This window comes from Paenibacillus sp. FSL L8-0638, from assembly GCF_038593075.1.
In the GTDB taxonomy this organism is placed as follows: domain Bacteria; phylum Bacillota; class Bacilli; order Paenibacillales; family Paenibacillaceae; genus Paenibacillus; species Paenibacillus polymyxa_D.
In genome coordinates, this window is sequence record NZ_CP151960.1 from 2,450,776 (window position 1) to 2,462,500 (window position 11,725).

Below are 11,725 nucleotides of genomic sequence, written 5' to 3' on the forward strand. Positions count from 1 at the left end.
GATGGAGGCTATGGACACTCTTCTCAGTTCGCTTGCTTGGGGACGTCAGCCTTTGGATAGTGCTGTTTCAGTTGAAGAAATACGGTTTTCTTGCTTGAATTGTCTTTTTTCTATTCCCGGTAGTTGACCGAACAGGATCCAAGCAAATGGCAGGAAGCGGGAGATGGTCGACACGACGAGCCAAGAGCAAAGAAGTGCAAAGAAAAAACCTCCAGCGTACCACACATGAATAAGCTGCGGAGAACCGATATGTGGTGAAAACTGCCGATACAGAAGCAGGAAAAACGGATGAATCAGATACACACCAAAGGACAGTGTGCCCAGACGTTCCAGCTTGCGAGTGACAAAGGAATGTTGTCGTCTATACATTAAAAAGGAAATCTGTAGTATTACCAGCGTGCTAGACAGGCTGTACATATTATACATAAGCTCAAAAACTAGCGAGTTGTAGGAGGTTCCGTACATTCTATTTTCGTACCACATATAGACATGCATGGTGGCTGAAATCAGCCATAAAGCCCAAATTGTGATCCATATCAGCACTCCGGCAACACTTCGTTGCCCCTTATGCATCAGAAACCATGTTCTCAGCTGTGGGTAGTAGTAACCAAGAGCAGCACCCAGCATATAGCAGGCTATATAAGACAGTGCCCAACTGCCTTTATATTGAACCTGAAATAGAAATTTATTGCCAATTACAAATGACCACTGTACCAACAACCCAAGGATAATAGACCATTGTGGAAGTTGCCGATAACGCTGGAACAGCCACAGTACGAATGGAAATGCAAGATAGAATTGCATCATGATAAAAATATAATATAAATGAGTATACGCTTTGCCTGTCAATAGTTTCAGAGCAAAACTCTTCGCAAGTGTGGCTGTATTCCATGGTTCGGAGCTGCCAGCCATAAGGGATAGGATGAAATAAAACAGAGAGAACATGACATAAGGTAAGACGATGTACAGCAATCTCTGCTTGTAAAAGCGTCTTAAGAGTTGTCGTCCCATCGGACGATCCTTGTAGTTGTAGAACAGTACCATGCTGCTAAGCGCGATAAATACGGGGGTTCCATACTTCATCAACACATTGAGCGCATTGTATACAACATATAGGCTGGAATTTGTAAGCTGAACCGTTGCATAAGAAGTGGCATGTACCATCAAGACGGCTAAAATCGCCATGGCTCTGACCAACTGCAATTCGGGAATTTTTTCTTTGGTCTTAGGCTTCATAAGCTTCATTTCCTTTCAGGAGTGAACTGTATCTTGTTGAACTCTTTCTATTAAAAGATAAAGTTCTTAACAACCCTAAAGGGAACGGCTTAAGAAACGCTTATGAACTTCTTAACTTTTGTTAAGAATTGAGGATTTTGCAAAAATCCTGAATTAAAAAAAGAACTTCCATAGCCTCAAAATGAGTGGTATGGAAGTTCTTTTTTATACTCATGATTATTCGTTATTTGCAACGTTTGATAGGTGCGCGTCTAATTTGTCCACGAATAGCACCATTCGGATGACGGATCGTGTGGACATTGACGTAGGCATTACCCTCTCTAATTTGGCACACCAAATCATAAATGGTTCTGCCTCTGAGTGGACCGGTAAGATCACATGCACGGAGCACGCCGCTAACGACGCCTCTTCTAACGGTTATTCCAAACTTCGAAGGACCAAACAGTGTAGCAACAACAGGGCCATTTTCACCTCTTCGTCCCAGATGAATATGCGCTTCGGTTACCCGTGAGATATTGCGTACAGTCAGTTCAAAGCTTAATTGTTGGCTCGTTGGACGGTAACGAAATTCGGCTGTTCCTGTCGCATTTGTTCTGACAGGAGGCACTTCATTAGCCCCCCTTAAGGTGGCTCTAAATTTATTAGACATGACATCCCTCCTTTCCCAGTGTTGGTTTAGTGTATTCACAGGGCTAGCGAAAGGGCTGCACATTAGCCTATTCATCAGAAGTTGTGTTTTACAAGTTATTCAGTCCAAGCACAAAACAAACTTTTCATAGTCTATGAGTATCTGGTAGAGAGAGGAGGGGAAACCATGGGAACATTTATCGATGGAAGAACATCCCAAAACGCTTCGACAGCCAACTCTATTGCCATTCCAATCACTCTTTTGAATACACCTCAATTGTTCGGGCAGATCGGGTTAAATACACTGGGAGCTACAGGTACGCCACGGGTTTTGCTTAAAGGAACTATATCGCTTCAACTTCCGCTTGCTTTAGTCGGAATAACGATCACTATTGTAAGAGGTACCCTGGTTACTGACCCTGTTGTTTATTCGGCCACGTCAACTTTTAGTTTGAGTTTGTTGGCTCCACAGGTTATTGCATTCTCAGCCGATGACTTTAACCCGCCGATTACGGAACAATTGGTGTACACAGCTTTTGTTTCAGCTAACCTGCTGGGTACAATACGTGTAGGTCCAGAGAGCTTTGACGGAATTTTGGTTGCGGATTAATGTAGTAATTTTGATATGACGAAATATCGCTTCATGAAGCTTCGCAGATGTAACTGCGAAGCTTTTTTGTGTACAAGTACAAGTTTCAGCTTAACGAATAAACTACTTTTCTTGTGCATAAGAATTACACAGGCATAACCCTGCAACAATGGGTAGAATTTTATGTATGCGCTTACAGTAAATATCCATTGCTTCGTACAATTAAAAATCTGGAGGAGGAATGAAGAATGGTGTGGAAAAAAGGATTGACTCATATGCTTTTAGCAGCTTTTTTATGTGGTGCACCAGGTGTGGGCATAGCTACCCCGGCACATGCATCCGCTAGCGAGTACAAGTTTGATTTTGGTGGAGGTACGGTCGAAACGGGTTATACCGGAGTGAGCGCTTCGCTGTCCTATGACTCAGCACGTGGCTATGGCTTTCGTACCCCTGAGAATATGCGTAATGTCAGTGCTTTGGGGACTGGAGTGGCAAGTGATGCGGTACGTTTCCTGGCTACAGGTACGAAAAGCGAGAATACTTTTGATGTTGATCTTCCTCCTGGTTTGTATGAGGTGTCGGTTACTTTAGGAGATACCTCTCGTTCGAGTATTGCAGCTGAAGGGGTGTATCAGGTCATTAATATGACAGGGAATGGGGCCAAGGATCGCTTTCAAATTCCAGTGACAGACGGACAACTAAATCTGCTGGTTACTGAAGGCAAAGAGGGGGCGGTCTTCACACTCAGTGCAATGGAAATCAGGCAATTATCTAGCAATCCGGTTACGAATCGAACAATTTATATCGGTGGGGATTCTACGGTATGTAACTATTATCCGCTGGATAGCAGCGTGCAGGCGGGATGGGGTCAACTGCTGCCAGAGTTTGTGAACACGAATACTTTTCAAATTCGCAATATGGCGTCAGGAGGCCAAATTGCTAGAGGCTTCCATCAGGACGGTCAGTTGGAGGCCATCGTCCAATATATTAAGCCGGGGGATTATTTTATTCTCCAATTGGGCATTAATGACACCAATCCAAAGCATAACGAAAGCGAAGCAGAGTTTAAGGACTGGATGCGGGATATGATCCGGCAGGCGAAGGCTAAGGGGGCGACGGTAATCCTGTCAACTCCGCAAGGACGAGCCACTGACTTTAATGCTAATAATGTACACAACGCAGAAAATAGATGGTATAGAAGTGCTATTTTGGCGCTGGCTCAAGAGGAACAAACGCCTTTAGTCGACCTGAATGTTCTTAGCTCAGCTTATTTCACTTCTATTGGTAAAGTCGCTACACTGGCCTTGTACATGAACGGTGATACACTCCATCCAAACTATGAAGGTGCAAGGGAACTGGCACGATTGGTAGCACAGGATTTAAAAAGGCAGGGTCTGAGCGGATTCTAAATTTTAACGATGGGTTTTCCCCTGTTTCTTACATTTGTAGGAGCAGGGGTTTTTAGCATCTGTTCAGGGTGCTATAATTATTGAAAAAGCAATAGTAATACGGAGGAATTAGAACATGCAGCCTTTCACTGCCCGTGTGCTTCAAATTATACTGTTGATCCCTGAGGGAAAAGTAATGACTTACGGTCAAATTGCGGTAGAGGCCGGAAGCCCAAGAGGTGCCAGACAGGTGGTGCGGATTTTGCATACATTGAGCCAAAAACACCGGCTTCCTTGGCATAGAGTAGTCAACCGTTTGGGGGAGATTGCTTTGCAGGAGGATGAGTCCGCATCCCTGCAGCGTCTGTATTTGGAGGAGGAAGGCATACGGTTTAATGAAAACGGGCGCATTCCACTGGATCAATATCTCTATGATCCGCAGGCAGAGATGGAAGAATAGGCGCGGAACAAGCTATGCGGTTTTATATTAAATTTGATCATCATAAAGAACCGGGACAAGTCAATTAACGATTTGTCCCGGTCTTTTTCATCTAGCATACGAAGCAGATAACTAGAGGTAATCTGTTATTTATAGCATAAGATTCATTTGTCATTTTATCCGATAAGATGCTGCTGATCCCGTTGGGCAAGGTGAAAAGAAATGCTGTTCATCAGTGGTATATCGTTATTTTTCCGGGCTTCCCGGATGAGTTGTTTCTTTTTTTGTTCTGATTCACGTAAAAAGCGGGTCATCCACAAATCAGACGGTTCGTTAGTGGTTGTCATACGAGATTCTTTTATCATCTATTAACCCTCCCAGTGAGCGGCTGTTATTCTTTCTCTAGTATATGTTCCAAACCTTAATAGATGCTGTTGGTTTCCTTAAAATTAGCTGAAAATTAGGTAAAGTTAAGGTAAAAATAGGTTGAATCCATATCTGATTGGACGAAAAGTAGTATAAAGCGAGTAATCTGGAAGTAAAGGTTACAAAAATGTATTGTTTTGACACCTTGTACCAACACAAACCTGAAAGTACAATTAGAATGCAAAGAGTTTGTGGAAATTTATGTCGAAAAAAACGGAAAAGATTCGAAGAATGCACCGAAAGGGGAGAGATTCATCTATGAAGCAAAAAGCGGCTGCCGTGCTGCTTGTATTGTCATTATCATCAGGCTTGGCCTCCACAGTACAGGCTGAGAGTTTATCAGGAAATGTAGCATCAAGTACGTCAGTTAAACCTTCTGCTGCGGCTCCATCGAAGACATCATCCATAACGGGTCAGGCTTTACCTACATTGACACTCAAGCAGGCCGCGGAATGGGCACAGACGAACAGTTACAATACGCGTACCGCCGAACGGGACGTAGAGCGTCGCAGAATGGAACTGAAAAATGCAGAAAAGGACCTGGGCAATTCACCTGTCGATTTTATAGACAATGAGTATGTTGATGATGAAACGTCATGGAGAAATTACAGTTCCTCGACGCTATCTTATTTAGCCAGCAAAAAGCAGGCGCAGTTCGCCAAAGACCAGATTTATTTTAATGTGATGAAAAGCTATCAAAGTGTGTTCGTGGCAGAGAATCAGGTGAAAAATGATCTAGAAGCGCTTGAAATCGCCCAAGCGGAGGAAAAGATTGCACTTGCCAAATTTGCGCGCGGAAAGCTGTCTGAGTATGCGAAAAACGAGAGTACACAGGCCAGAAGCCAAGCTCAGCAAACCGTAGAGCAGGGGAAAATTGCGTTGCAAAAATCCAGGGATGCCCTGAACTTCCTCATGGGACAGCCTAATGGAACAGCTTATGAATTGGTCGATCGACCCGTGTACAAGGAACCGAAGAAGCTGGATATCGAATTACATATACAACAGCTGACAGACATGAATCCAAATTTATGGAAGCTGGAGGATAGCATCAAAACTTCGGAGCTTAATGTGAGATATTTCGATTTTAACAATGGTGCAGGTGCTTATGATCTAGCTAAAATGGATGTCGATACGGCTAAGGAGGAACTCGACAAAGGTCAAAAGGATTTTGCCGAATCTCTCCGTAATTTGTATGCCACAGTTAAGGAAAATCAAAAGAAATACGTACAACTGGAAGAAAGCTTGCGTACAGCAAAAGAGGCCTTGGAATTATCACGCAAAAAGTGGGCCAGAGGTCTAATTATTGAGATGGAATTGAAAAATAATCAGTTGAAAGTGAGCCAGATTGAACGGCAAATGGAAGAGCTTGCGATCGAGTTGGATCAAAATGAGTATACGTTGAACAAGCCATGGAGCACATAGGGAGGAAACGGCATTGGCAGAAACGGTTTTAAATGACGCTTTAATCAAGTTACGGAGAAAACGGAGAAAAAAGTGGATCTGGACTGCAATTGTTCTACTGGTTGTCGGTGGAGGCGGAGCAGCAATATACCTAAATTTGCCCAAAGAACAGGCGGCACCGTTGGTTCAGGATGAGAAGCTTAAAGTAGAACGCGGCGATGTGAGCGAGAAGCTGGATACGTCCGGTACCGTACAGGCTTCCAAGGAAGTGAAGTTGAATTTTACAAGCGCAGGCGAAAATAAGCTGGCAGCGGTGAACGTGAAGGCCGGAGACAAAGTGAAGAAAGGACAAGTCCTGGCTCTTCTGGACAGTTCTGAAATTAAAATGCAAATTCAGAGTGCGTCTGATACTTTGGAAATATCTAAAGCCAAGCTGGCTGAATTGGAGAAAGGTCCGAAGGCAGAGGACATTGAAATTCAGAAAACAAATGTACTTCGGGCCAAAATGGCTATCGATACAGCGCAAGAATCATTTGAGCTGGAAGAAGCCGAAAGTCAGAAGAAAACTTCCCAAAAGCAGTTGGAACAGGCGCGAAAGGCATATGAAGACCAAAAGTTTTTACATGATGCCGGGGCGGTGTCCAACAGTGAATTGGAGCAGGCAGAGCAAGCACTGGATAAAGCACAGACGGACTATGATGGTCTGGATCTGCAGTTCCGCAAAATCATGTCGCAAAAACGTCGCACCGTATCAGAGGCTGAAATCGGATATCGTAGTGCAATGGCAGAGCTTCGCAAAATTCAGGTTCCGGCTGATGCATCCAATATTCAAGCCTCACGGATAGAGGTTCGAAGACAGGCGACGGAACTGGAGCAGAAGAAAAATGAATTGAACAAGCTTCAGGTTACAGCACCTTGGGACGGGGTAATCTTGAAGGTAAACGGGGATGTAGGGACCAGTCCGACAGCTCCATTCATTGTCATGAATAACTCGGATTCCAACGATCTTAAGGTGGTTGTGAAGGTAAGTCAGACCGACATTGTCAAAGTAAAGAAGGGTCTTTCAGCCGTGTTGACTACCAATGCCTATCCGGGTGAATCATTTCCAGGGAAGGTGCAATTCGTGTCACCGGAAGCCTCTACGGATGAAGGGATGACGACGTATCTGATGGAACTGTCTGTTCATGACCCGAAAGGCAAGCTCAAAACGGGCATGATTATGAATGTGGCCGTTATTTTGGGAGTACACAAAAATGTACTGTTCGTACCTGCGACTGCGCTGAGATCCGAAGGGGGACAGGATGGCGTGTATGTTTCCGCTAATAATGCTGCAAATCCAGGGGCGCGCACTTTCAAGCCCGTAGAACTCGGATTTTATACGCCAGATCGAGTCGAACTCAAGTCAGGTGTAAAGGAGGGTGACACGCTTATTGTGCCTGCTCCTGAACCTCCGCCGGACCCTTCCGCTATGGGCGGCATGCAGGGAGGCTTTTAAACGGGTATGAGATACGTCATTCAGATTGAGGATTTGAAAAAAGTGTACCATGTCGGAGATCAGGAAATTCATGCTCTGCGTGAGGTTCAACTTGATATTGCTGATGGTGATTTTGTTGCGATTATGGGACCGTCTGGATCAGGCAAGTCCACGATGATGAATGTTATCGGCTGTCTGGATTTACCTACGTCAGGACAATTTTATTTGGACGGCTATTCGATCTTAGATGCCCGCGAGGATGAACTGGCTATTATACGTAATCAGAAAATCGGATTTGTATTTCAAAAATTTCATTTGCTCCCGCGATCAACGGCTCTGGAGAATGTGGAACTGCCTATGATCTATGCAGGTATTCCTGTCAAGGAGCGTCGTTTGCGGGCAATGGAAGCCCTCACTAGCGTAGGTCTAGGCGATCGGATGAACAATAGGCCGAACGAATTGTCAGGCGGTCAGCAGCAGCGGGTATCCATTGCCCGCGCACTTGTGAACAATCCGGTCATTCTCTTGGCGGATGAACCGACAGGCGCATTGGACTCCAAAACAAGTGTTGAAATAATGGGGATTTTTCAGCGTCTGAATGATCAGGGGAAAACGGTTGTATTGGTTACTCATGATCAAGAGGTTGCGGAATACGCCAAGCGTCTGATTCATTTTCGAGATGGGCGGATTGAAGAGGATCAGCCTGTTGGGGAACGAAGAATGGCGGCAGAGGAAGTGAAGGCATGAAGTTTAAGGAAATTATCCGTGTATCACTCAACAGTTTGCGAACCAATATGCTGCGATCTTTGCTGACCATGGTGGGCATTATTATCGGAGTGGCCGCTGTGATTATGATTGTAGCCATCGGTAAAGGATCAACGGCTACGATTACATCTCAGATCAACAGTATGGGAAATAATCTGCTGATGATCTATCCTTATGCTCCATATGATGGCTCTAGCTCCATGTCGTTCAATCAGACGAAAGGAATATCTCTAAAAGATATCGATGCGCTAGAGCAGCAAAAAGCAGTAGCAGAGGTAGCACCAAGCGCTATGACCAATGCAGATATTACGTGGAGTCGCAATAAGGTCAGCGGACAAATTGAGGGGACTTCACCGGCATTCGTTCATGTGAGAAAGCTGTCACTAGCTCAAGGCAGGTCGTTTACCCACTATGAAGTGGATAAACAAATGAATGTGGCCGTGCTTGGGAGTGATGCGGCCCGTAATATTTTTGGTCCGGATGCCTCCAGAGCGGTCGGTGAGACGATCATGATCAAACAGCTTCCTTTTAAGGTGGTCGGTGTGCTGGCAAATTCCAATTCCAATATGAGTAACAGCGGTCAGCAGGTATATGTACCGATTACAACGGGGATGGAACGGCTAGGCAATATGAGTATTCAGCAGGTGAACGCCTCTGCAACATCAGAGGAGAAGATTGATCAGGCAAGTGCAGAAATTCGGCAGGTGCTTCGTGTCAGACATGAGCTAAAGCCATCAGAGGGCGATGACTTTCAGATCATGACCCAGACGGAAATCTTAAAAACAGTGTCCGGGGTTGATCGGATTATGAATATGCTGCTGGCCGGTGTAGCTGCAATTGCGCTTGGCGTTGGAGGTGTCGGCATTATGAATATTATGCTGGTGTCCGTCACGGAACGTACGAGGGAGATCGGGATTCGTAAAGCGATTGGTGCGCAACGTAGTGATATTATGCTGCAGTTTGTGGCTGAGGCTGTTTTTCTCAGTCTGATGGGTGGACTAGTTGGCGTAATGGTGGGTCTCGGAGGTGCAAAACTGCTTGAGAAATTCGTCCAAATGCCGATTGTGTATTCGATAGAGCCCGTGCTTTACTCTTTTCTGTGCTGTATGGCAGTCGGAGTGTTGTTCGGAGTATATCCGGCGCGGAAGGCGTCTAAGCTGCGTCCAATTGATGCTTTAAGATACGAATAAGAGAGCGGGTACTTCGCCTTACTCGAAAGAGCAGGGTGTAAAGTGCCCGTTTTTTTGTGTTGAATAAGTGTTTTAAATGATAAAAGGACATGAATAACCACTTTAATTTTATATATGTGATGTTTTATATGCTTTTTAAGGTTGATTTATTGTTATATATGACGTATTATATTCAATATTAGATCGCAAGAAAAAAAGGAGGGACGTTCATCATCGACCTTACGGCAAGACAAGTAGAAATTTTAAACATCGTACAAAAGCATGCCCCAATTACCGGGGATCAGATTGCGGAAATGCTTAATCTCAGCAAGGCGACCATTCGGACCGACCTATCCAAATTGGGTATTCTGAATTACATAGATGCAAAGCCCAAGGTCGGATATTTTGTTGGAAAGCGGGGCACGCCGAACCGGGAGGAAAAATTCCGGCTATTGCAAATGAAGGTGGGCGATCTTCACGGGGTTCCAGTCATCGTACGTGAAACAACAACGATTCAGGAAGCTGTTGTAGCTCTCTTTTTGGAAAATGTGAGCAATTTGATCGTCACCGATGAAGACGGAGATTTGGCAGGGGTAGCTTCCCGCAAGGATTTGCTTAAGGTAACGTTAGGGAATCCCAATGCAGCAACCATTCCTGTCAGCCTTGTGATGACTCGACAGGCGAATGTTGTCACCGTTTCCCCAGAGGATACGGTATTAGAGGCAGCGCGCAAAATTATTGCCCGTCAAATCGACAGCCTGCCTGTCGTCGTCCCTTCCGACTCCGACAAGCCAGGAGAGCACTGGAAAGTCGTGGGACGTATTACAAAAACAAATATTATTAAAATGTTGCTCGATATGGTAGCAGAGGATTAATGGGAGGAATCGAATGGTTCAGGCGAGCAGTCATTTTATAGCGATCTGTTCAGACTCGATTGGCGAGACGGCAGAAGCTGTCGTACAGGCGACCATGCGCCAATTTGAGTTACCGGACACAGAGATCAAAAGATTTATGAACGTGAGGGATGAAGACGAACTGAGTCGGGTGATGGAGGAAGTTGCCGAGCGTAAAGGCTTTGTAGCTTATACGCTGGTACAGCCGGAATTGAGAGAAGCGATGAAAGAGGAGGCTGTCCGACTGAATGTGCGAGCTGTCGATATTATGGGACCGATGATGCAGGCGTTTGCCGATACGTTCCATAACGATCCCAAAGAAAAGCCTGGTCTGCTGCACCGACTGGACGACAACTATTTTCGGCGTGTAGAGGCCTTGGATTTTGCGGTTCAATACGATGATGGCAAAGATGTGAGCGCCATTCTCAAAGCGGATATTGTATTGCTTGGAGTATCCCGTATTTCCAAAACCCCTTTATCCATGTTTCTCGCGCATAAAGGTTATAAAACGGTCAACATACCGATTGTACCGGAGCTGACACCGCCTGTTCAGTTAAAGGATGTTCAGCATGGTCGAGTGTTCGGATTAACGATCGAGCCAGAGTTACTGTTGAAAATACGCAGTGAGCGACTAAAGGTTATGGGACTTCCTAATAATGTGCAGTATGCTACAGCGACGAGAGTGGAAGAGGAAATAGCGTATGCGCAGTCTTTGTTTAAAGAGCTGAATTGTCCGGTTATTGATGTTACAGATAAGGCGATTGAAGAGACGGCAGGTTTAATTATCAGAAGTTATAGAGCCTAGTAGCTGCTCATATAACTAAAAATTAAAATCGTAGGATACAGGAGTTTAATAGATAAATAGAAAGATTGCAGCAAAGCTGCCCTAAATATATTCATTTGCTTAAGGGTAATAATTATTTTAGGAGAGGTGGAGGGATAGGTATGGAGAGTCAAATGGCATTGGAATTCGTTCGGGTAACAGAGGCAGCGGCACTGCAATCAGCACAATGGACAGGGCGTGGAGATAAGAATAGCGCAGACGAGGCGGCTACGGTAGCCATCCGCACTCATTTTAATGCGGTATCCATGGACGGCACGGTCGTCATTGGCGAAGGCGAAATGGATGAGGCTCCCATGCTGTATATCGGGGAAAGAGTAGGCAATCGCAGAGGACCGGCTATGGACATCGCTGTCGATCCACTGGAGGGAACCGAAACGGTTGCAAATGGTTTGAATAACGCTCTGTCGGTCATTGCTGCTGCACCTCGTGGTAGTCTACTCCACGCTCCGGATATGTACATGCAAAAAATGGCCG

13 protein-coding genes (1 of these 13 cut by a window edge) are annotated in these 11,725 nt (G+C 45.1%); 10 read left to right on the forward strand and 3 right to left on the reverse strand.

The annotated features are described in order from the left end of the window. Positions 1 to 45: 45 nt before the first annotated feature. The gene (locus MKY35_RS11240; RefSeq protein ID WP_342446639.1) at positions 46 to 1,236 is read right to left on the reverse strand and encodes an acyltransferase; all 1,191 of its coding nucleotides are present in this window, start codon (positions 1,234 to 1,236) and stop codon (positions 46 to 48) included. Positions 1,237 to 1,459: 223 nt separating this feature from the next. Then, positions 1,460 to 1,885, reverse strand: a complete 426-nt coding sequence (locus MKY35_RS11245; protein WP_023988435.1) for a CHRD domain-containing protein — start codon at positions 1,883 to 1,885, stop codon at positions 1,460 to 1,462. A 165-nt stretch (positions 1,886 to 2,050) separates the two neighbouring features. Between MKY35_RS11245 and MKY35_RS11250 the strand changes: the two genes are divergently transcribed. The 3 genes from MKY35_RS11250 to MKY35_RS11260 all read left to right on the forward strand — a co-directional run bounded on the left by MKY35_RS11250 (position 2,051) and on the right by MKY35_RS11260 (position 4,300). Continuing rightward, positions 2,051 to 2,473, forward strand: coding sequence for a hypothetical protein (locus tag MKY35_RS11250; RefSeq protein ID WP_342446393.1), 423 nt, complete (start codon positions 2,051 to 2,053; stop codon positions 2,471 to 2,473). A gap of 227 nt (positions 2,474 to 2,700) precedes the next feature. Beyond that, a complete protein-coding gene (locus MKY35_RS11255) occupies positions 2,701 to 3,861 on the forward strand; it encodes a GDSL-type esterase/lipase family protein (protein ID WP_342446394.1) in 1,161 nt (386 codons plus the stop codon). A gap of 115 nt (positions 3,862 to 3,976) precedes the next feature. Then, the gene (locus MKY35_RS11260; protein WP_342446395.1) at positions 3,977 to 4,300 is read left to right on the forward strand and encodes an MGMT family protein; all 324 of its coding nucleotides are present in this window, start codon (positions 3,977 to 3,979) and stop codon (positions 4,298 to 4,300) included. 155 nt (positions 4,301 to 4,455) lie between these two features. Here MKY35_RS11260 and MKY35_RS11265 read toward each other — a convergent pair whose 3' ends face one another. After that, positions 4,456 to 4,644 carry a hypothetical protein gene (locus MKY35_RS11265; protein ID WP_013370989.1) on the reverse strand — a complete coding sequence of 63 codons (189 nt, stop codon included), beginning with the start codon at positions 4,642 to 4,644 and terminating at the stop codon, positions 4,456 to 4,458. A gap of 319 nt (positions 4,645 to 4,963) precedes the next feature. Here MKY35_RS11265 and MKY35_RS11270 point away from each other — a divergent pair, with 319 nt between their 5' ends. From MKY35_RS11270 to glpX, 7 genes are all read left to right on the forward strand, one after another. Next, entirely contained in the window at positions 4,964 to 6,127 is a 1,164-nt protein-coding gene (locus MKY35_RS11270; RefSeq protein ID WP_342446396.1) for a TolC family protein, read from the forward strand. Between the two features lie 13 nt (positions 6,128 to 6,140). Then, positions 6,141 to 7,601 carry an efflux RND transporter periplasmic adaptor subunit gene (locus MKY35_RS11275; protein WP_342446397.1) on the forward strand — a complete coding sequence of 487 codons (1,461 nt, stop codon included), beginning with the start codon at positions 6,141 to 6,143 and terminating at the stop codon, positions 7,599 to 7,601. 6 nt (positions 7,602 to 7,607) lie between these two features. Continuing rightward, positions 7,608 to 8,327, forward strand: a complete 720-nt coding sequence (locus MKY35_RS11280) for an ABC transporter ATP-binding protein (protein WP_342446398.1) — start codon at positions 7,608 to 7,610, stop codon at positions 8,325 to 8,327. Further along, on the forward strand, positions 8,324 to 9,535 hold the full coding sequence (locus tag MKY35_RS11285; protein WP_342446399.1) for an ABC transporter permease: 1,212 nt from the start codon (positions 8,324 to 8,326) through the stop codon (positions 9,533 to 9,535). Before MKY35_RS11280 ends, MKY35_RS11285 begins: the two co-directional genes overlap by 4 nt. A 239-nt stretch (positions 9,536 to 9,774) precedes the next feature. Next, a complete protein-coding gene (locus tag MKY35_RS11290; RefSeq protein ID WP_223822107.1) occupies positions 9,775 to 10,389 on the forward strand; it encodes a helix-turn-helix transcriptional regulator in 615 nt (204 codons plus the stop codon). Positions 10,390 to 10,402: 13 nt separating this feature from the next. After that, positions 10,403 to 11,212 carry a pyruvate, water dikinase regulatory protein gene (locus MKY35_RS11295; protein WP_342446400.1) on the forward strand — a complete coding sequence of 270 codons (810 nt, stop codon included), beginning with the start codon at positions 10,403 to 10,405 and terminating at the stop codon, positions 11,210 to 11,212. A gap of 140 nt (positions 11,213 to 11,352) precedes the next feature. Continuing rightward, positions 11,353 to 11,725, forward strand: the 5' end (the start) of a protein-coding gene (gene glpX, locus MKY35_RS11300) for a class II fructose-bisphosphatase (protein WP_165150815.1). The gene runs 605 nt beyond the window's last position; 373 of the gene's 978 nt are visible here — the first part of the coding sequence; the start codon lies at positions 11,353 to 11,355; the stop codon falls past the right edge of the window.

What these genes read in the sequence shown, in the direction of transcription:
- MKY35_RS11240 (WP_342446639.1), bottom strand. Translation starts at nt 1,236, where the DNA reads ATGAAGCCTAAGACCAAAGAAAAAATTCCCGAATTGCAGTTGGTCAGA.
- MKY35_RS11245 (WP_023988435.1), bottom strand. Translation starts at nt 1,885, where the DNA reads ATGTCTAATAAATTTAGAGCCACCTTAAGGGGGGCTAATGAAGTGCCT.
- MKY35_RS11250 (WP_342446393.1), top strand. Translation starts at nt 2,051, where the DNA reads ATGGGAACATTTATCGATGGAAGAACATCCCAAAACGCTTCGACAGCC.
- MKY35_RS11255 (WP_342446394.1), top strand. Translation starts at nt 2,701, where the DNA reads ATGGTGTGGAAAAAAGGATTGACTCATATGCTTTTAGCAGCTTTTTTA.
- MKY35_RS11260 (WP_342446395.1), top strand. Translation starts at nt 3,977, where the DNA reads ATGCAGCCTTTCACTGCCCGTGTGCTTCAAATTATACTGTTGATCCCT.
- MKY35_RS11265 (WP_013370989.1), bottom strand. Translation starts at nt 4,644, where the DNA reads ATGATAAAAGAATCTCGTATGACAACCACTAACGAACCGTCTGATTTG.
- MKY35_RS11270 (WP_342446396.1), top strand. Translation starts at nt 4,964, where the DNA reads ATGAAGCAAAAAGCGGCTGCCGTGCTGCTTGTATTGTCATTATCATCA.
- MKY35_RS11280 (WP_342446398.1), top strand. Translation starts at nt 7,608, where the DNA reads ATGAGATACGTCATTCAGATTGAGGATTTGAAAAAAGTGTACCATGTC.
- MKY35_RS11285 (WP_342446399.1), top strand. Translation starts at nt 8,324, where the DNA reads ATGAAGTTTAAGGAAATTATCCGTGTATCACTCAACAGTTTGCGAACC.
- MKY35_RS11295 (WP_342446400.1), top strand. Translation starts at nt 10,403, where the DNA reads ATGGTTCAGGCGAGCAGTCATTTTATAGCGATCTGTTCAGACTCGATT.